Source organism: Halorubrum sp. T3 (genome assembly GCF_000296615.1).
Classification (GTDB): Archaea; Halobacteriota; Halobacteria; order Halobacteriales; family Haloferacaceae; genus Halorubrum; species Halorubrum ruber.
The window spans coordinates 1,016,956-1,035,231 of record NZ_JH815329.1 but is presented as its reverse complement, the minus strand read 5'-3'; the positions used below and the strand labels follow the sequence as shown (position 1 = coordinate 1,035,231).

The window sequence follows — 18,276 nt, the reverse complement described above, 5'->3', positions numbered from 1 at the left end:
CCCGACCGCCTCAGCGCCCGAGCGCCTCCCGGGTCACTCCCCCTCAACCAGCGCCGCGAACCGGTCGAGCGCGCGCCGGCAGACCGGGACGTACGGGGGCGCGATAAGCGGGACCTCGATCACCGCTCGACACCGGTCCGGCTCTCCCGCGTACCGGTCGACGCGGTGCCCTGTCGCTGGGACCCGCGCGACCTCCCAGTCCCACCGGAGCCGCGTCGCCGCTGTCACCCGAAAGGGCACCCACGCGCCCGCGACGCGGACCCTCCCGGTCGTCCCGGTCTCGACGTACCGGTCCGCGCTCTCAACGTCGCGGACCGACAGGCTCCAGTCGGGCCACCGCTGGGTGTCGCGGAGCGCCCTAGCTGTCCGCTCCGGCGGCGCGTCGACATCGCGACCGACCGCGAGCGTCGCGCCCTCTCGGTCCACCGACGCCCGCCCGTCGCGGTCGACGTTTCCGGTCGCGTCGCGGGTTCCGAACACGCGGACTACTCCGGCGGCCGCACGCCTCATCGCTGCGGTCCTCCGCTCGCACCCGGACGTTTGTCCGGTTTCCGTCCCGCCTACAGCCACCAATTCGCAATACGTCCACTGATCGGAGCGTCCCCGTGCCGCCCGATATTAATACCTTATATGGTATCAGGACTCATTATCTCTTTCCACGAAGGGTTAATACGGGGGTCCGAGCTATCCGGAGTCAATATGGCAAGCGATCGCGACAGCATGAAAGACGTTTCGCACACCGCACCGAACGACACCTCGGCCGACGCCGTCTGGGAACGAGGCCGAGGACCGGTCGAGGAAGAGGAAGAAGAAGAGTAGTACGGCGTTCCGATTTCTGCGATTTCTGCGTCCCGGCGAAGCCGCCGTCCGACACCGCAGCGCGTCTCGGACCAACACCGCAGCGCGTCTCGGACCGGGAGTGGTACGCCTCCCCGCTTGTTGCTGGCGTCCGGCCGACACCCTCTTTGGGGTCGTTTTTAAATACGACGTATGGTCGGAGTCACACTCGCCGTGGCGGGGATCGGGGCGGTAACCGCGCTTTTGGCGCTCAGTGCGTTCTTCTCGAGCTCGGAGACTGCCATCTTCTCGCTGCCGAGCGAGTGGTTCGAGCAGCAGGCCGGCACTGACGACCCGCGGGGAGACGTGCTGAAGGAGCTCCACGACGACCCCCACCGGCTCCTCGTGACGCTGCTCGTCGGGAACAACGTCGTCAACATCGCCATCTCGAGCATCGTGACCGTCCTAGTCGCTAGCTACCTCCCCCCCGGCCCGGCGATCGTCGTGACGACGCTGTGTACGAGCTTCCTCGTCCTCGTGTTCGGCGAGATCGTCCCCAAGGCGTTCGGGCTCGGAAACGCCGAGACGTGGTCGCTGCGGGTCGCGTCGCCGGTCCGGCTCGTCGAGCGCGTCCTCTCGCCGCTCATCACGCTGTTCGACGGGATTACCCGCCGGATGAACGCGTACATCAGCGGCGACGCGAGCATCGAGAAGCCGTACACGGACTAACGCGGACGAGCCCCCTCTCGCCGCCCGGACCGAGGGCGGCGTCCGCCCGCGTTCTCGCGGCCGATAACCACGTGCGTGGATTTAACCCGGCCGCCGGCGGACCCGAGCGCATGATCGAGGCCTCGGGGCTACGGAAGACCTACGGCGACTTCGCGGCCGTGGTCGACAGCGACTTCGCCGTCGACGAGGGCGAGGTGTTCGGGATCGTCGGCCCGAACGGGGCCGGGAAAACGACGACGCTCAAGATACTCGCCGGCCTCGTCGAGCCGACCGAGGGCGAGGTGACCGTCGCCGGGTTCGACGCCTCGGACCCCGAAATGCGGCGCCACCTCGGGTTCCTGCCGGAGGAGTCGCCGTTGTACGAGGAGATGACCGCGCTGTCGTACCTCCGCTTCTTCGCCGACCTCTACGACGTGCCCCGGGAGGTCGCCGACGAGCGGATCGAGGCCGCGCTCGACCGCCTGGAACTGGACCACCGCGAGCGCCGCCTCGGCGACGTCTCGAAGGGGATGAAACGGAAGGTCGCCATCGCGCGCTCGCTCGTCAACGACCCGGACGTGCTGGTGTACGACGAGCCCGCCTCCGGGCTCGACCCCGTGACGACGAACTCAGTGCTGGCGTTCACCCGCGAGCTCCGCGAGACCGGGAAGACGGTCGTCTTCTCCGCGCACAACCTCTACCACGTCGAGTCCGTCTGCGACCGCGTCGTGGTGATGAACGAGGGGCGGATCGTCGCCCGCGGGAGCGTCGACGGGATCCGCGAGCGACACGGCGAGACGACCTACCGCGTGTTCACGGACGTCGAGCCGACCGCGACGCCGGCGCTCGCGGACCTCGACGCGACGACCGAGGAGGTCGGCGACCGCTTCCGGACGGCGGTCCCGAGCATGGACGCGGTCGCCGCGGTCCGGGAGGCCGTCGGCGACGCCGGCGGCGAGGTCGTCGACATCCGGAGCCGCGAGCCGAGCCTCGAAGACGTGTTCCTCGACATCGTCGGCCGGCCGATGCCCGGGCGGTACACCGGCGACCTCGGCGGTGACGGAACCGAAGCTGCGAGCGACGCCGACGGCGATGGCGACGGCGAGGCCGACGGCGACGAACCGGAAACCGAAACGACGGAGGCGGCGACCACGGAGGCGACCGAGTGATCGACAGGTTCCGCCGCGTCGGCCGACGGCTCGCGGTCGGCGTCCGCCGCGTCCTCCGGGTCGCCAGGTGGGAAACCGCCCGCGCGTCCGGGGGTGTCGACCGCCGCACGCTCGCGGCGGGCGTCGCCCTCCTCCTCGTCGCCGGCGGCGTCGTCGGCGTCGGCGTGGCGACGGGCGTCGCCGGCCTCGACGTCGACCAAGACGTGTACCGGGTCGGCGTCGACGCCGAGTCGCCGTACGCGGACGCGATCGAGGACGCGCCGTCGCTGCGCCCGGTCCCGGCCGGGTCGGCGTCGCTCGGTGACCCCGCCGATGCGGTCGTGGTGACCGTGGTGGAACCCGGCTCCGGCGACGACGGAGTGATCGACGCCGCCGACGTCGAGGAGGTCGTCGTCCGCGCGAGCGACACGCGGAAGGGCGAGGCGGCGGCCGCGTCGGTCCGCGAGGCCGTCGCGTCGCACAACGAGCGGCTGATGCGCGCCGAGCCGAATCAGACTGCCGCCTTTCCGGTCGTCGTTTCGCTCCGGTACGTCGGCCGAACGTCCGGCGTCGATGACGGCGCCACGCTCGGCGGGAACGACGGCGGCTCGACGAGCGGTTCGGGCGGAGGGAGCGACGGCGGGAGCGACGCGACCGACTCCGACGGAGATGGCAGCGGTACCGACGCGGACGATACCGGATCTACTGAGTCCTCCGCGCCCGACTCCAATGGGGATGCCGACGCCGATGGCCCGTCCGGAGACGAGAGGACGAGCGGCGGGTCCGACGAGACCGACGGCGACGGCGACGGAAGCGCGACGGACGCCCCCGACACTACCGATGACGGCGCGGAGTCGGACGACGGCGGCTTCGCGGTGCCGTCCATCGGTGGCGCGGCCTTCGGCGCGAACACCGTCGGCTCGCCCGGGTCGATCACGCCGCCGTTCCCGTTCACATCGCTGCTGTTGGCGTTCGCCTTCCTCGTGCCGATGAACTTCCTCATCCAGGCGTACGGCTCCTCGATCCTCGACGAGCGGACGAACCGACGCGGGGAGCCGCTGCTCGTCACGCCGCTGTCGCCGGCGGAGATCGTCGCCGGCAAGACGCTCCCGTACGCGGCGGCCGCCGCGGTCGTCACGAGCCTCATCGCGCTCCTCGTCGGCGGTGGGGCGCTCTCGGTGGTCGCGGTGGCGCCGGTCGCGGCGACGTTCCTCGGGGCCACCTTCGTCGGCGCGATGTTCGCGCGCTCGTTCAAGGAGCTCACCTTCGTGACGGTCGGCGTGAGCGTCCTGCTGACCACCTACGCGTTCGTGCCGGCCATCTTCACGAACGTGACGCCCGTCGCGCTCGTCTCGCCGCTGACGCTCGTCGTCTTCGACCTCCAGGGCGAGGCCGTCTCGGCCGGCGAGGTCCTCTTCTCGACCACGCCGATGGCGGTCGGCGCCGCGCTGCTGTTCGGCCTTGGCCTCGGCGTCTACCGCGAGGAGGACATGTTCTCGCAGAAGCCCGTGACGCGGAAGTTCCTCGACGCGCTCGCGGTGCGGCTCTCCGCTGTCCCGGTCGGCGGGGCGGTCGGCGGCGGGCTCCTCGACCGCGACCGACTCCGCGCGCTCGGCTCGGTCGCCTTCCTCACCGCCTGTACGATCCCCTTCGTGTTCGTCGCGGAACTGCTTGCCGTCGCGGTGCTGTTCGCGCTGCCGGTCACCGTGTCGATCCCGGTGCTGCTCGTGACCATCGCGTTCATCGAAGAGGTCGCCAAAAGTATCGGCCTCTACGCCGGCTTCGAGCGCGGCGTCTTCGAGCGGACCGATCGGGTCGCCCTCGCGGTCGGTCTCGCCTCCGGGACCGGGTTCTTCCTCGCGGAGAAGGCGACCGCGGTCGTTCAGGCGGTGGGGCTCACGGAGCTCTTCCTCGGGCGCGCCGCCTTCGCCGACGTGTCCGGGTTCTCCGGGCTGCCGCCGCTCGCCCTGGCGGCGCTGTTCTTCGCCCCGCTCATCCTCCACGTCGCCGCGACGAGCGTCGCCGCCCTCGGGGCGCGGCGCGGCCGGACCGCCTACGCGCTGGCGCTTACGCTGGCGACGCTGGGCCACGCCGCGTACAACGTCGGGGTGGTGAGCCTTGGATAGCCGCCTGACGATCGCCGGGCGCGAGCTCGCCGGGCTGCGCGCGGAGAAGACGATCCTGCTCGCGATCGGGATCCAGCTGTTCATCGCGACCTTCTCGTCGTTCCTCGTCGTCGGGCTCGTCTCCATGTACGACCCGGGCGCGCTCGACGGCGCGGAGATCGAGGTCGCGGCCGCGGGCGACGCGGTCGACGACTTAGAGCGCGCCGCGAGCGAGGTCCCGGGCGCCTCGGTCACGCCGTACGACGACGCGGACGCCGCGCGGAGCGCCTTCGACCGGAACGCGGCCGATGCGGTGGTGGTCACGACCCGCACGGAGAGCGGGCGGGTGTCGACCGCCGTCACCGCCCCGGACTCAACCGTGGAGACGACGGTGATCGTGGTGCAGCTACGCGAGCTGCTGCGGACCTACGAGCTGAACGAGCGCGACGCCCGCGCCTCGTACTTGGAGGAATCGCCGCTACCGCTGCCCGACCGGAGCGACACCAGCCCGTACTTCACGTTCACGTACACCGTGTTGATCCCCCTGCTCGTCTTCCTCCCGGTGTTCATCTCGGGGTCGCTGATCGTCGACTCGATCACGGAGGAGTTGGATCAAGGAACCATGGAGCTGCTCCGGGTCGCGCCCGTCACGCTCGCCGAGATCGTCGACGGGAAGGCCGCCGCGGCGATCGGGATCGCTCCGGGCCAGGCCCTGCTGTGGCTGCTCCTCCTCGAGGCAAACGGCACCTCGGTCGCGAACGTCGGCCCGATCCTGGCGCTGATGACCGCGCTGACGACGCTCGTCGTCGCGGTCGCGGTCGGCATCGCGGCCGTCGCGCCCGACCGGCAGGCCGCGCAGTTGCTCTACTCGGTGGCAGTCCTCGTGCTGTTCGGCGGCGCGACGGCGATGGCCGGCGGCCCCGCGAACGCGGTGGCGCGGCTCGCCATCGACAGCGCGGACGCGACGACCGGCGTCCTCGTGGTCGCGTACGCCGGCATCGCCGCGGCCGCGTACCTCGGCGTGCGGCGCGTCGTCGCGGTCGAGGGGTTCGGTCGCTGAGTGGGTCGGGCGCCTGGCGGTCGGGTCGCCGAGGGCTCGTCTCGCTCCTATCGACCGAACTCGTCGCCGAACCGCTTCGCGGTCGGGAGGCCCCAGCCGCGAGCGACGGCGACGAGCCGGAGGCCGACCGTCACCGCCGCACACGCCGCGGCCGCGACCCCCGAGGGGCCGCCGAGCGCGCCGACCAGCCAGTACGCGACGCCGCCCAGCACGGCGCAGCTCGCGTAGAAGTCCTCGAAGAGGATGAACGGCGCGCGGTCGAGGAGGATGTCGGCGAGCGCGCCGCCGCCGACGGCGTTGATCGTCGCGACCGCGACGACGCCGAACGCGGACACCCCCGCATCGGTCGCGACGATGGCGCCTGTCGTGGCGAAGGCGGCGAGGCCGACGGCGTCGGCGACGAGGGTCACCGGGTGTTCGTCGGGGGAGGCGAGCCACGCGCTCAGCCCGACCGCGAGGGCGACGCCGACGAGCCCCAAGATGATCTCGACCGGCGAGCGCAGCGCGAGCGGGACGCGCGCGACGAGGAGGTCGCGGGTGACGCCGCCGGCGAACGCCATCGCCAGCCCGACGACAGCGACGCCGAAGAGGTCGAACTCCTCGCGGACCGCCTTGCTCGCGCCGACGAGCGCGAACGCGACGAGCCCGACCGTGTTCATCGCGGCGAACGGGTCGCCGAACAAAAGCGAGAGGACGCCCCCGGTCATCCGCCGAACGCCCCGAGGCTCGACTGGAGCTCCCGCTCCGGCACCGCGTCGGTCAGCTCGTAGCCGACGAGGTCGCGCGCGTCGACGGCGTACGTCGAGCCGCCGCGGTCGAGAACGATCACTCGGCCCTTCCAGCCGCGGACGGTCCCCGCGGCCATCGTCTCCGCGACGGGTCGCTCGTCGAGGTCGAGCCCGTAGTCGAACTCGTACCGCTCGATCGGGTCGAACCGGTCGAGCAGCGCCTCCCACGCGGCCTCGTCGACCGCGCGCCCGAACCCGTCGAGCTTCGTCGGAACGCGGACGCGGTCGACGAGGTGGTCGCCGGCCGCCAGCTCGGCCTCCACCTCGCGGGCGATACGCCCGTTCGGGAAGGTCCGGATATGGGCCGCGCGGTCGGCGCCCTGCTCGCGGAGGCGAGTACCCAGTCGCCACTCCTTGGTGACGCCGACTTTCAGCACGTCGGGCGCGAACGCGGCGAGGTACATCGCGTGCGTCTCGTGGCAGTCCATCTCGTCTTTCAGGCACGTCCCGGTGCACCGCGCGCACACCCAGACGTGCGAATGGTCGTCACAGTACGGCGCGTCCGCGGCGTCGCAGGCGATATGATCGCCTTCGTGGACCGTCCCCGCACAGCGTCGCTCGCCGAGACCGAAGGCGAGCTCGGTGCCCGGGCCCGCGTCCACGAAGTCGACGGTCCCGCCGCTCGCGACGTAGAGCCCGCCCCCGATCGGTCCGTCCGCCTCGGGGATCGGATCCCGTTCCGAGTCGCCGTCCGCGTCCGGCGAGCCGCTCGCGACGTCCGTCTCGTAGCCGACGACCTGCACGCCGCGATGTAGGGGAAGGCGGGGCTTATAGGCGTCGTCGACCGTTTCTCTCGCTGCCTTCCGAGGGGTGAGCGCGCCCGCCGAGGAGTTTTCCCCGCGGGCACCGCAGACGCGACCATGCTCGACGCGGCGCTCGCGACGGCGACGACGGACGACGGGGTGGCGCTATCGTTACGGATCGAGAACGCGGGCGCGGATCCGGTGACGCTCCAGTTCCGGACCGGCCAGCGCGCGGAGTTCACCGCGTACCCGGCGGACGAGGACGCAGAGGGCTCAGCCGAGGGCCGGGCCGATCCGGTCTGGCGTTACGGCGCGAGTCAGATGTTCACGCAGGCGCTCGGGAGCGAGACGATCGGCCCGGGCGAGGCGGTCGGTTACGAGGGGACGTGGCGGGACCCGCCAGCGGGGACCTACAGAATAGTGGGCGAGGCGACGGCGACGGACCGCGACGTGCGCGCGGAGACGGTCGTCGACGTGGAGTGAGTCGGAATTAGGCCTTCCAGCGACCTCTCACGACCGAGATTTATAAGTAATACCCGCGCGGGCTGACGGGTATGCGCACGGCAGCCCTCCCCCCGATCGTCGCCGCGGTCGTCGCGCTCGCGGTCAGCGGAATCAGACGGCTCTCACCGATCCTCCTCGAATCCTCCGTCTCGCTCCCGTCTGCCGAGACGCTCTCGACGTACCTCGTAAGCGCCCAGTTCACGGCGTTCATTCTGGTCTACGGCCTGCTGTTCGGCGCCGCGCTCCTCGCCGGCATGGGGAACTCCGACGTCTCCGCCACGTCGACCGCGCTGGCGACGGGCGCCAGCGCGACCGGGTCGTTCCTGCTCGGTTCGGCCGCCGTCCTCTGGTACCTCAGTCCGGACCGCGGCCCCGTCGTCACCGCCGTCTTCGCGCTCGGCGCGAGCCTCGGCGTCGGGATCCAGTTCGCGGTGGTCGCGTACGCCGGGGTCTCGCTCGGCGAGCGTCGCGGCGAGGGGCCGAGCCCGACCGTGCCCTGACCGTCTACACGTCTCCCGCGTCGCCGTGGACCGCGCGCTCGACCGCGGCCGCCAGTCGCTCGCGCGTGCGGTGGCTGGCCTCGGCGTCCGTGTCGACCTCGATCAGGTGCGATCCCGCCTCCTCGTGGGCCCGAGACACGACGGCGGCGACGTCGTCCGCGACCGCTTGCGCGCGTTCGGCCGGGCTCTCGCCGCGGTCGGCGAGCGCGTCGGGGCGTGCGTCGATCCGCGCGTACTCGAGGCCGTGGAGCTCGGCGAGCGGTTCGAACTCCATCCCGTGCGGCGTCTTGAACGACTCGGTGAACGGCGGCTCGAACGACTCGATCGGGAGCTTGTGGAAGATGCCGCCGCCGTCGTTGTTGACCGCGACCACCGTGACGTCGACGTCGCAGCGGTCGACCGCGAGCAGCCCGTTCGAGTCGTGATACAGCGCGATGTCCCCGACGACGAGCGTGAGGTCGTCGGTCGTCCCGCTGCCCGCGCCGAGCGCGCTGGAGACGACCCCGTCGATCCCGGAGACGCCGCGGTTACCGAGCGCGGTGATGTTCGCGGTCGTGGACCCGACGAACCGGTCGAGGTCGCGGACGGGCATCGAGTTGGAGACGAACAGCGTCGCCGGGTCGGGGAGCGCGTCCGCGACCGCGCGAAGCGCGTCGCCCTCGTGGAAACCGGAGCCGAGCGAGTCCGACTCGCCGGCAGCGACCGCCTCGTCCAGCTCCTCCACCTCGCGGCCGTGAACCGCCTCGGCGACGCGGTCCGCCTCCTCCCACTGTGAGCGCCAGTCCGGATCGCCGCTCCCGCCCCCGACGAGCCGAGAGAGACGAGCGCAGAGCCGGCTCGGCTCGGCGACGACGAGGTCGGTCGCGGCGAACTCGGCCTCGCGCCAGCGCCCGGCGGGGTCGACCTGGTACTGGTCGGCGCCGGTCTCGGCGAGGTACTTCCGGAGGCGCTTCGAGGTGGGCGAGGCGCCGAGCCGGAGGACGAGGTCCGGGTCGGCCCAACCGTCGGTTTCACCGGATTCCCCCTCGTCGCCCGCGAGGTCGGCCGAGAGGTACGCGTCGTAGTTCCCGATCACGGGTGCGACGCGGGTGTGCCCGCCGTACCGGAGCCCGGAGAGCGGGTCGGCCAGCACCGGGAACCCGGTCGCGTGCGCGAGCGCCGTAACCGACTCGGGGTCGATGCCCGGCGGGTCGGCCGGGCCGGCGACGATCAGCCCGCGGTCCGCGTCGCCCAGCTCGGTCGCGAGCGCGCGCAGCTCCTCGTCGCCCGGCTCGGGCGCGCCGGCCGTCACGTCGACGTAGGGACCGTCGCGGCCACGCTCTGCCGCCTCGGGGAGGTCGTCCGGCACGTCGCCCGGGACCGGCGTCGGCTCCAGCGGCTTTTTAAATGGGACGTTGAGGTGGACCGGCCCCTGATCGGCGCCCTCGGCGGTCGCAACGGCGCGGGCGACGGTGGTGCGAAGCGAGCGGAGCGCCCGGTCGTTCGCGGCCGGCTCCGGGAGGTCCTTATAAAAGCGCACGGCGTCGCCGTACAGCTTCTCTTGGTCCGCGGTCTGGTTCGCGCCGGAGTCACGGAGTTCGGGCGGCCGGTCGGCCGTGAGCGCGAGCAGCGGGACGCGGGCCTCGCTCGCCTCCATCACGGCGGGGTGGTAGTTGGCGGCGGCGGTGCCCGAGGTGCAGATCAGCGGCGTCACGCGGCCGGTCCTGCGGGCCCGGCCAAGCGCGAAGTACGCGGCGGAGCGCTCGTCCAACTGGGAGAACACGGTGAGCTCCTCGTGGCCCGCGGCGGCGACAGTCAGCGGCGTCGAGCGGCTGCCCGGCGAGGCGACGACGGCGTCGACGCCCGCGGCGACGAGCTCGTCGACGAGCGCGTTCGCCCACAGGACGTTCCGGTTCGGCGCGGTCATTACCGTCGCTTCGGGCGCCGAGGTAAATACTCCGGCGGGTTCGACCGAGCAGCGAGTGCGTGCGGGGTCGACAGCGGGGTCACTCCGACTCCGCTTCCGACTCTCGCCCGGTCACCTTCCGGATACACGAGGAGCCGAACGGGCCGAGTTCGCCCGCGTCCAACTGGATGAAATGGCCCGTCGAGATCGACGCGCCGCACCGCCGGCATTCGAAGTCGCCCTCGCGGGCGACGACCTGACTGTCGTACTCGACGTAGGTCCCGTTCCGTCGGACCCGCAAACGGGCGCCCTCGCGGTCGATGATCCCGCGCTTCTCGGCCGCGTCGAGGATGTCGCGGGTGAGCGCCGGGCTCGTCGTGATCGTCTCGATCCGGTCGACCGCGGCGGCGAGGTCGAGCTCCTCGCGTTCGAGGTGCGCCAGCAGCTCGACGCCGAGCTCCAGCTTCTCCTCGCGGGTCGACGGCTCTGTCACGCCCGGCGAGACGGTGCGATCCCTCTTAAGTCGGCTGGAAGGCGGCGGGGCCTCCAGAAGCGATACGGGTTTCGTCGGCTCCGCGGACCGGCAGATTCACGTCGGCCGGCCGACACCCCGGACCGTGGTCAGATCCCGCGACCGGTCCCGTCGACGCCCCGCCTACCGCCGCCGCCCCAACGAGTTCTACTGGCTGTGGATCGCGGCGACCGCGACGTACGGCGTCGGCGACGTCGTCTCCACGGTCGCCTTCCTCCGGTACGTCCCGACGATCGAGGAAGCGAACCCGGTCGTGCGGTTCGCGCTGGAGTCGTTCGGGCTCTCCGGGCTCGTCGCCCTGAAGATCGCCGTCTACCTCGTCATGCTCTGGATCAGCGTCGAGGGCGCGCGCGAGGGCGACGGCCTGCTGTACTACTTCCCGCCGGTGTTGCTCACGGCGACCGGGACGTACCTCACCGCGAGCAACGTGCGGCTGCTGTGGCTCTCCTGAGGGCTGGAGCGCGCCGTCCCGCCGACGCGGGCCGCTGGCGATCGCCCCCACCGACACCGACTTTCCCGCGCGGCACCCACCTCCCCGCATGCTCTCTGACACCCCCGGGCTCCACCACGTCACGGGGATCGTCGGCGACGCGGGCGCCCACGCCGACTTCTACGGCGGGGCGCTCGGGCTCCGCCTGCTCCGCCGGACCGTGAACTACGAGGACCGCCTCCAGTACCACCTCTACTTCGGCGATGCGACCGGCTCGCCGGGGTCGGTGTTCACCGTCTTCCCCGACCCGAACGCCGACCCCGGGCGGACTGGGAAGCCCGGCTACGAGGCCGTCGCCTTCGCGGTGCCGCCGAACTCGCTCGGCTACTGGCGCGACCGGCTCGCGGACCGGGGCGTCGAGGCGGGGCCGCTCGACCCGGACGCGCGCTTCGGCGACCGCGGGCTGACGCTCGCGGACCCCTCGGGGACGCGGGTCGAACTGGTCGTGACGGAGACTGCCGATCCGGATCCGTGGACGGACGGTCCCGTGCCCGCCGAACGCGCGATCCGCGGGCTCCGCGGCGTGACCGCGCTCCCCGCGGACCCGTACGGGACCGCGAGCATGCTGGAGACGCTCGGCTTCGAGTACGAGGCCGAGTCGGGCGACCGCGTGCGCTACCGCGCGCCCGGAGACCGCGCGACGGCCGTCGACCTGCTCGACCGCGACGCGGCGTATCTCCGGGAGGGGCCGGGAACCCTCCACCACGCCGCGGTTCGCGTCGCGGACCGCGAGACGCTCTTGGACTGGCACGCGCTGTTCCGCGAGCGCGGGTACGACGTCTCGCGCGTGAAGGACCGGCACTTCTTCCACTCGCTGTACGTCCGCGGCCCCGGCGGGCTCCTCGTCGAACTCGCGACCGAGGCCCCGACTCCCGACGGGCCTCTGGGCCCGGGGCTCGCGGACCCCGAGTCGACCGGGCACGCGACGGACCTCTACCTTCCGCCGCGGTTCGAGGCCGATCGCGAGCTGATCGAGTCGCAGTTGCCCGCGTTCGACGGTCCCGCGTCGGAGCCGGAGTGCCCTCGATGAGCCGTCGGATATCCGGCGTCTCCGGCCCGCACGCGGAGGCGACGCTCGTCACCGCAGGCGCCCCGGTCGCGGCCGCCGAGGTCGCGGTCGTGCTGGTCCACGGCCGCGGGGGGACAGCGGAGGGGCTCGTCCGCCTCGCCGACGAGTTCTACCGGTCGGGCGCGACGCTCCTCGCGCCCGGCGCGGTCCGGTCGACGTGGTTCCCGGCCCCGCACGAGGCGCCGCTGTCGGCGAACGAGCCGGCGCTGTCCTCCGCCGTGGACTGCGTCGCCAGCGCGGTCGACGTCGCGCGCGACGCCGGGATCCCACCCGGGCGTGTCGTCCTCATCGGGGTCTCGCAGGGCGGCGCGGTCGTCGCCGAGTTCCTGCGACGCCGACCCGGCCGATTCGGCGGTGCGTTCGTCGTCTCGGCGGCGCTGCCGGGCGAGGACCTCGCGGAAGTTGAGGTCGAAGCGGTCGAGGGAGTGGAGATTGAGGAGGACGGGCCACTCGCCGGGACGCCGGTTTCGCTCGACAGCAGCGAGGAGGACCTGTACATGCCCCCGGAGCGCGTCCGGAAGACCGCGCGCGTCTTCGAGCGCGCCGGCGCCGCGGTCGATCTCCGGATCGACCCGGGCGACGGACACGGTCTCTCGGACGCGACGATGGACCGGATCGGCGAGCGGGTCGACGCGCTGCTCGTCCGTCGCCGTCGGCCCTAAAGAGGAGCGTTCCGTCGCGCGGGGCGACGGTTCGAACGTTCGCCGCCCGACCGCTACTGGATCCGCTCGATCCCGTCGTCTTCGGGCGATTCGAACTCCACCGGACGGCGCGGGAGGTCGTCGACGAACTCCCGGACGATGGTGCGCTCGACGCGCTGGAGCACCTCGCTACAGGTCGACTTCGCGATCCCGACGTGCTCGGCCACCTCGGTGAGCGTGGTCTCCCGGGGCACGTCGTAGTAGCCGCGGTCGACCGCCTCGAAGAGGACCTCGCGCTGGCGCTCGGTGAGCGACCCGCCCGGGTTCACGCGCTGCTGGACGTACTCGACTTCGAACTCCGCGCCCACGTCGCGGAGCGCGTCACCGAACTTCGCGACGCGCTCGTGGTCGCCGGTCACGTCGACGCGGGCGACGCCGTCGCGGATCTCGACCGGCATCTCGATGGGGACGCCCGCCCGGCGGGCGACGGTCTGGAGGAGCGGGACGAGTGCCTCGACCTGAACGGTGACCATTCCGTCGTCCTCGGCCATCACCGACGAGTGGGTGATCGTCTCGTGGTCGTCGATCGCGTCGAGGACCGGGTCCGTGTCGTCCGCGGTGACCCGAACCAGCGCGAACCCCGCGCCGTCTTCGGGCGTCGCGGTCAACACCTGGAACCGCGCGTCCGGGTGTTCTCGCGAGACGTCGCCGACCCACGGGCCGTCCGGAATCGTCACGCGGAGGCGTGCCTGTGCCATACCCGTGAATTCGGCGTCACGGTGGAAGTAGCTTCGGCTCCGCGGCCGCCGGAACATGTTCGTCACAAACGACCCGGAGATCGGCTTCGTATCGTCGAAGATGAGCTCCGAACCCGGCGATCAGGCGGCGGTCGAACGGGCGGTGGCCGAGCGGACGGACGCGCCGACCGACGGGGAGACAGTCTCCCTCGACGTCCGGGCCCTCGGGCCGCCGAAGCCGCTGCGCGAGACGCTCGAACGCGTCGAGACCCTCGGTGACGGCGACGTCTTGGTCCAGTACAACGACCGGACCCCGAAGTTCCTCTTCCCGCGCTTAGAGGACCGCGGGTTCGCGTACGCGGCAGTCGAGACCGACGCGACCGACGCGGTCGTCACGGCGATCTGGCCGGCGGACGGCGAAACGGCGAGTTCGGGCGAGGGGGCCGGCGAGGGTGACCGGGCAAGCGAGGGCGACGCGACCGCGACCTAACGATCGAGCGATTTCGGGAGTGGGTATCTCAGATCGGCTGCCGCGATATTTTATTTAAATAACTACGAGTGACGGCGACGAGAGCTTATAACTGTCAGGCGGTGGCGCGCCCCGGTGAGCGGCCCGGAGGGCCGCGAACCGACGGCGCGAGGGAGTCGCTGGCGGCGACCGCCGCCAGCGACGAGGCTGGGGAGGTGTGAGGTGCTGTGCGGTTGCGGTGCGGGGTGGGACTCAAAGGGGCAGTCGCGAGGGCGAAGCACGCCGCAGCAAGCACCGAAAGGAGCGAGTGAAACGAGCGACTGAGGAGCACAGCAAGGCGCGCGAGCCGTCGCGACTGGGGCTTTGAAGGCGTTCACCACAGCAGCGTCGATCATTTATAAACAGCCGACAGCAACACCGCGATTCGGTATATAAACACCCACGCCATCATACTGAGCGACGTACGACACGTACTCCCGCACTCGATCAAGAAGCGGCTCCGATCGACTTGCTGTTTCAGGTGAAAGTCTATCTGAAGAACAGGATTTCAACAGAGCCGTGAACCCGTACCGCGCGCCGCTACGTTCCACGCAGCGCCCGCCACTTCGCGGCGACGAACCCCGCCAGAATGAACGCGAACCCGACGACGGCCGCGGGCGTCACTTCCTGCCCGAGGACGAACCAGCCCGCCAGCGCCGCGAACACGGGGATCACGTACTCGATGAAGCTCATCTCGATGGGGCCGAGGTCGTCGAGGAGCGTGAAGTACAGCAGGAACCCACCGACGCCGGCGACCGCGGAGAGGTAGGCGACGGCGCCGAGCGCGGACGGAGTCCACGTGGCGGCCGCGAACGACTGACCGGGGAGCGCGAGCACGGCGGCGTGGAGGACTCCCGCGCCGACCGCCATCATCCACGCCTGCGTGGAGAGGAACGACATCGACGGCGACCGGCTGTGGGTGACGACCGCGGCGACGGCGAACGCGAGCGCTGACGCGAGCACGAGCGCGACGCCGAGGACGCTGTCCGCGAGGTTCGCGGGGTCGGGGTCGGCGATGACGACGACGCCGACGAACCCGAGCGCGACGCCGAGCGCGGTGGCGGCGGTGAACTCCTCGTCGGTCGTGACGAGCCGCGTGAGCGCCGGGGTCACCACGGGGACCAGCCCCAACAGCACGGCGGCGACGGCGCCCGTGACGTACCGCTGGCCGGCGAAGAGGAACGCGTGATGGGCGCCGATGATGAGGGCACCGCCGACCAGCACGTAGACGTAGTCGTCCCGAGTCCGGGGGCGGACATCCGCACCGGTGGCGAGGACGGCGCCGAACAGCAGCGCGGCGGCGACGTCGAAGCGCACGGCCGCGAACGGCACCGCGGGGAGGTCCGCGAGGCCGACGTCCGTCGCCATGAACGCCGTTCCCCAGACCGCACACAGCAGCACGAAGCGGCCGGCCGTCCGGTAGCGACTCATTCACGAGGAGGTCGCCGTCGACAGCGAAGTACCCGTCGAACCAGTCCGGGTATCGCCCGCTGCGACCGCTGGGGAACACGTTCGGGGACGGCCCCAAACGGGTCGGGATCGTAGCGGAACGTAAGCGATGTTCGACGACCTCGACACGGACCGGCGGCCGCTGGTCCTCGTCTGGGAGGTGACGCAGGCCTGCGGGCTCGCGTGTCGGCACTGCCGGGCCGACGCACGGCCGCAGCGGCACCCGGACGAGCTGACGACCGCAGAGGGGAAGCGACTGCTGGCGGACGCCGCCGCGTTCGGCGACGGGCAGTTAGCCGTCCTCTCGGGGGGCGACCCGCTCGCGCGCGACGACCTCACCGAGCTGGTCGCGCACGGCGACGACCTGGGCCTCCGGATGACGATCACGCCGAGCGGAACCCGGTCTCTCACGCCGGAGCGCGTCCGCGACCTCGGGGACGCGGGGATCGCGCGGATGGCGCTCAGCCTCGACGGCTCGACCCGGGAGCGCCACGACGCGTTCCGCGGCGAGGAGAGCTTCGCGGACACGGTCGCGGCCGCCCGCGCCGCCCGCGACGCCGGGATCCCGCTCCAGGTCAACACCACCGTCTGCGCGGACACGGTCGACGACCTCCCCGCGATCCGCGACCGCGTCCGCGACATCGGCGCCGTCCTCTGGAGCGTCTTCTTCCTCGTCCCGGTCGGTCGCGGCCGCGTCCTCGACCCCGTCTCGCCCGAGCGCGCCGAGGAGGCGATGGCGTGGCTCCACGAGGTCTCGGAGGAGGAGCACTTCGGCGTCAAGACGACCGAGGCGCCCTTTTACCGCCGCGTGGGTATCCAGCGGGCCGAGGCGGGGGCGCCCGACGGGGCCGCCCAGCGACGGGGCGGGGTCACGGCCGGGCGCGGGTTCGCGTTCGTCAGCCACACGGGCGAGGTGTACCCATCGGGGTTCCTCCCCGAATCGGCCGGGAACGTGCGCGATCGGTCGGTCGTTGACGTCTACCGCAATTCTGACCTCTTTGAATCCCTCCGCGACCCCGACGGCTTCTCGGGGAAGTGCGGCGCCTGTGAGTTCCGCCACGTCTGCGGCGGGAGCCGGTCGCGCGCCTACGCCGTCACCGGCGATCCGACCGGCAGCGACCCGCTGTGCCCGTACGTCCCCGAGGGGTACGACGGGCCGCTTCCGGAACGGCAGCGCGGCGCGGGCGAAGATGGCGACCGACCGGAGCCGGCGGACTGAGTCGCGCCGCCGGCGACCGAGCGCTCGGCGTCCGGGCTCGGCCTCAGGCGTATGCCTCGAACTCCTCGCCGAACGCGAGGAAGTAGCCGGTCCCGACGACGCCGATGACGGCCGCGACGGTGAACGCGATTTCGGGGCTGACGAAGTCCCACAGATACCCGCCGAGCGCGGCGCTCGGGATCACGATCGTGTTCCGGATCAGGTAGTACGTCCCGGTGACGCGGCCGCCGGTTCCCCGTTCCGCCGGCCCGACGATCAGCGCCTTGTGCGACGGGAGCCCGGCGAACCGCAGACCGGAGAACGCGAAGACGGCGATCATGACGGCCCAGAGCGGCAGCGCCGACCCCGCCAGCGTCGGCGCGTAGATCAACACGACGGGGAAGACGGCGTACACCGCGAAGCCGACCGCGACCACCGGCTTCAGTCCGACGCGCTCCGCGAGCTTCGAGGCGGGGACCATGATAAGCAGCGCGACGAGCATCTCGACGCCGAGGAGGTAGCCGAAGAACGCCTGCGGAGAGAGGTCGACGGCGTAGGAGAAGCCGGCGAGCGCGACGGTGGCGTCCAGCCCGACCTCGAAGAACTGCGTGACGACGAGGACGAAGAACACGTACACCATCCCGTTCGCGAACCGGACGAGCGTGTCGCCGACGAGCAGCGGCCGGAGGGGTTCCGGCATCTCGCGGAGGTCCCGCCGAATCTGGTCGAGCCCCGCGAACGAGTCGCCGAGGGAGTCGCCGCTCGCGTCGTAGAGGACGTGCTGGACCGCGGTTCCGAGGACGCCGAAAACGACCGCGACCGCGAGGACGTACTGGAAGCTCACGGTGAAGTCGGCGCGAAGCCCGATGAGGACGGCCGCCAGCACCGGCCCGACGAGGAACGCCGTCCGCCGGAACGTCTCCGTGCTGGCGAACCCCGCGGCCAGCCGCGAGGGGTCCGTCGCCTGCTTGACCACGGCGAACGTCGCGCCGAGGCCGAACGACTTCCACGCCTGCGCGAGGACGAGGCCGACGAAGATCCAGACCCACGGCTCGAGGGAGACTCCGGCGACGGTGATCGCGCCGATCCCCGGAGCGACCAGCCAGACGAGGAAGCCGAGCGTCGAGAGGAGCCCGAACAGCGTCAGCGCGTAGCGCGACCCGATCCGGTCCGAGACCGCGCCGCCGGGGTACGGGTACAGCGCCGAGATGACGTTGCCGAACGTGCCGAACAGGCCGACGACGAACCCGGACGCGCCGAGCGCCACCATGTACTCCGGGAGGTACCGATTCGTCATCTGGAATCCCAGACTGAACGCGAACATCGCGACCGATAAGACGAGGACATCTCGCTCTAAGGCAAAGAACCGCCTGAACGCGTCGAGCGCGCCGGACCCCTCCGCCTCGGTACCCGTCGGGTCGTCGCTCACGCGTC

The 18,276-nt window shown here is 71.6% G+C and carries 19 protein-coding genes; 11 read left to right on the top strand and 8 right to left on the bottom strand.

Features of this window, described 5'->3' with window-relative positions:
• Positions 1–33: 33 nt before the first annotated feature.
• Positions 34–480 (bottom strand): SRPBCC family protein, encoded by a 447-nt coding sequence (locus B378_RS0107340; RefSeq protein WP_017343164.1) that lies wholly within the window; start codon positions 478–480, stop codon positions 34–36.
• Positions 481–990: 510 nt separating this feature from the next.
• On the opposite strand from B378_RS0107340, the gene B378_RS0107330 reads away from it, so the two are divergent.
• From B378_RS0107330 to B378_RS0107315, 4 genes are all read left to right on the top strand, one after another.
• Positions 991–1,506, top strand: coding sequence for a CNNM domain-containing protein (locus tag B378_RS0107330; RefSeq protein ID WP_017343162.1), 516 nt, complete (start codon positions 991–993; stop codon positions 1,504–1,506).
• Between the two features lie 110 nt (positions 1,507–1,616).
• Positions 1,617–2,654, top strand: coding sequence for an ABC transporter ATP-binding protein (locus B378_RS0107325; RefSeq protein WP_017343161.1), 1,038 nt, complete (start codon positions 1,617–1,619; stop codon positions 2,652–2,654).
• On the top strand, positions 2,651–4,759 hold the full coding sequence (locus tag B378_RS0107320) for a hypothetical protein (protein WP_017343160.1): 2,109 nt from the start codon (positions 2,651–2,653) through the stop codon (positions 4,757–4,759). Before B378_RS0107325 ends, B378_RS0107320 begins: the two co-directional genes overlap by 4 nt.
• The gene (locus tag B378_RS0107315) at positions 4,752–5,798 is read left to right on the top strand and encodes an ABC transporter permease (RefSeq protein WP_017343159.1); all 1,047 of its coding nucleotides are present in this window, start codon (positions 4,752–4,754) and stop codon (positions 5,796–5,798) included. The genes B378_RS0107320 and B378_RS0107315 overlap by 8 nt, the downstream gene beginning before the upstream one ends.
• A gap of 47 nt (positions 5,799–5,845) precedes the next feature.
• Here the strand turns inward: B378_RS0107315 and B378_RS0107310 are convergent, their stop codons facing one another.
• Together B378_RS0107310 and B378_RS0107305 are read right to left on the bottom strand one after the other, a co-directional pair.
• Positions 5,846–6,505, bottom strand: a complete 660-nt coding sequence (locus B378_RS0107310; protein ID WP_017343158.1) for a trimeric intracellular cation channel family protein — start codon at positions 6,503–6,505, stop codon at positions 5,846–5,848.
• On the bottom strand, positions 6,502–7,329 hold the full coding sequence (locus B378_RS0107305; protein ID WP_017343157.1) for a DUF2797 domain-containing protein: 828 nt from the start codon (positions 7,327–7,329) through the stop codon (positions 6,502–6,504). The genes B378_RS0107310 and B378_RS0107305 overlap by 4 nt, the downstream gene beginning before the upstream one ends.
• Positions 7,330–7,446: 117 nt before the next feature.
• Between B378_RS0107305 and B378_RS0107300 the strand changes: the two genes are divergently transcribed.
• Complete coding sequence (locus B378_RS0107300; protein WP_017343156.1) at positions 7,447–7,812, top strand: BsuPI-related putative proteinase inhibitor; 366 nt, start codon at positions 7,447–7,449, stop codon at positions 7,810–7,812.
• Positions 7,813–7,883: 71 nt separating this feature from the next.
• A complete protein-coding gene (locus B378_RS0107295) occupies positions 7,884–8,333 on the top strand; it encodes a hypothetical protein (protein WP_017343155.1) in 450 nt (149 codons plus the stop codon).
• Between the two features lie 4 nt (positions 8,334–8,337).
• On the opposite strand, the gene menD is transcribed toward B378_RS0107295, so the two are convergent.
• Positions 8,338–10,239, bottom strand: a complete 1,902-nt coding sequence (gene menD / locus B378_RS0107290) for a 2-succinyl-5-enolpyruvyl-6-hydroxy-3-cyclohexene-1-carboxylic-acid synthase (protein WP_017343154.1) — start codon at positions 10,237–10,239, stop codon at positions 8,338–8,340.
• A 79-nt stretch (positions 10,240–10,318) separates the two neighbouring features.
• Complete coding sequence (locus B378_RS0107285) at positions 10,319–10,711, bottom strand: DUF5830 family protein (protein ID WP_017343153.1); 393 nt, start codon at positions 10,709–10,711, stop codon at positions 10,319–10,321.
• A 124-nt stretch (positions 10,712–10,835) separates the two neighbouring features.
• Here B378_RS0107285 and B378_RS0107280 point away from each other — a divergent pair, with 124 nt between their 5' ends.
• From B378_RS0107280 to B378_RS0107270, 3 genes are all read left to right on the top strand, one after another.
• On the top strand, positions 10,836–11,201 hold the full coding sequence (locus tag B378_RS0107280; RefSeq protein ID WP_017343152.1) for a hypothetical protein: 366 nt from the start codon (positions 10,836–10,838) through the stop codon (positions 11,199–11,201).
• A gap of 88 nt (positions 11,202–11,289) precedes the next feature.
• A complete protein-coding gene (locus B378_RS0107275) occupies positions 11,290–12,270 on the top strand; it encodes a VOC family protein (RefSeq protein ID WP_017343151.1) in 981 nt (326 codons plus the stop codon).
• Positions 12,267–12,971 carry an alpha/beta hydrolase gene (locus B378_RS0107270; protein ID WP_017343150.1) on the top strand — a complete coding sequence of 235 codons (705 nt, stop codon included), beginning with the start codon at positions 12,267–12,269 and terminating at the stop codon, positions 12,969–12,971. The genes B378_RS0107275 and B378_RS0107270 overlap by 4 nt, the downstream gene beginning before the upstream one ends.
• Before the next feature lie 53 nt (positions 12,972–13,024).
• On the opposite strand, the gene B378_RS0107265 is transcribed toward B378_RS0107270, so the two are convergent.
• Positions 13,025–13,765 carry a helix-turn-helix domain-containing protein gene (locus B378_RS0107265; protein WP_026046213.1) on the bottom strand — a complete coding sequence of 247 codons (741 nt, stop codon included), beginning with the start codon at positions 13,763–13,765 and terminating at the stop codon, positions 13,025–13,027.
• On the opposite strand from B378_RS0107265, the gene B378_RS0107260 reads away from it, so the two are divergent.
• Complete coding sequence (locus B378_RS0107260) at positions 13,764–14,177, top strand: DUF2249 domain-containing protein (RefSeq protein WP_017343148.1); 414 nt, start codon at positions 13,764–13,766, stop codon at positions 14,175–14,177. The genes B378_RS0107265 and B378_RS0107260 overlap by 2 nt on opposite strands.
• Positions 14,178–14,735: 558 nt before the next feature.
• Here the strand turns inward: B378_RS0107260 and B378_RS0107255 are convergent.
• Positions 14,736–15,626: a DMT family transporter gene (locus B378_RS0107255; protein ID WP_017343147.1), complete on the bottom strand. Its 891-nt coding sequence runs from the start codon at positions 15,624–15,626 to the stop codon at positions 14,736–14,738.
• A gap of 127 nt (positions 15,627–15,753) precedes the next feature.
• On the opposite strand from B378_RS0107255, the gene B378_RS0107250 reads away from it, so the two are divergent.
• On the top strand, positions 15,754–16,863 hold the full coding sequence (locus B378_RS0107250; RefSeq protein WP_017343146.1) for a radical SAM protein: 1,110 nt from the start codon (positions 15,754–15,756) through the stop codon (positions 16,861–16,863).
• 43 nt (positions 16,864–16,906) lie between these two features.
• Here the strand turns inward: B378_RS0107250 and B378_RS0107245 are convergent, their stop codons facing one another.
• Entirely contained in the window at positions 16,907–18,271 is a 1,365-nt protein-coding gene (locus B378_RS0107245; protein WP_017343145.1) for an MFS transporter, read from the bottom strand.
• Positions 18,272–18,276: the final 5 nt, after the last annotated feature.

Excerpts from the sequence above, each read along its gene's own strand:
- B378_RS0107330 (WP_017343162.1), top strand. The coding sequence starts at position 991 with ATGGTCGGAGTCACACTCGCCGTGGCGGGGATCGGGGCGGTAACCGCG.
- B378_RS0107325 (WP_017343161.1), top strand. The coding sequence starts at position 1,617 with ATGATCGAGGCCTCGGGGCTACGGAAGACCTACGGCGACTTCGCGGCC.
- B378_RS0107310 (WP_017343158.1), bottom strand. The coding sequence starts at position 6,505 with ATGACCGGGGGCGTCCTCTCGCTTTTGTTCGGCGACCCGTTCGCCGCG.
- B378_RS0107300 (WP_017343156.1), top strand. The coding sequence starts at position 7,447 with ATGCTCGACGCGGCGCTCGCGACGGCGACGACGGACGACGGGGTGGCG.
- B378_RS0107295 (WP_017343155.1), top strand. The coding sequence starts at position 7,884 with ATGCGCACGGCAGCCCTCCCCCCGATCGTCGCCGCGGTCGTCGCGCTC.
- menD (WP_017343154.1), bottom strand. The coding sequence starts at position 10,239 with ATGACCGCGCCGAACCGGAACGTCCTGTGGGCGAACGCGCTCGTCGAC.
- B378_RS0107275 (WP_017343151.1), top strand. The coding sequence starts at position 11,290 with ATGCTCTCTGACACCCCCGGGCTCCACCACGTCACGGGGATCGTCGGC.
- B378_RS0107270 (WP_017343150.1), top strand. The coding sequence starts at position 12,267 with ATGAGCCGTCGGATATCCGGCGTCTCCGGCCCGCACGCGGAGGCGACG.
- B378_RS0107260 (WP_017343148.1), top strand. The coding sequence starts at position 13,764 with ATGTTCGTCACAAACGACCCGGAGATCGGCTTCGTATCGTCGAAGATG.
- B378_RS0107265 (WP_026046213.1), bottom strand. The coding sequence starts at position 13,765 with ATGTTCCGGCGGCCGCGGAGCCGAAGCTACTTCCACCGTGACGCCGAA.
- B378_RS0107255 (WP_017343147.1), bottom strand. The coding sequence starts at position 15,626 with ATGAGTCGCTACCGGACGGCCGGCCGCTTCGTGCTGCTGTGTGCGGTC.
- B378_RS0107250 (WP_017343146.1), top strand. The coding sequence starts at position 15,754 with ATGTTCGACGACCTCGACACGGACCGGCGGCCGCTGGTCCTCGTCTGG.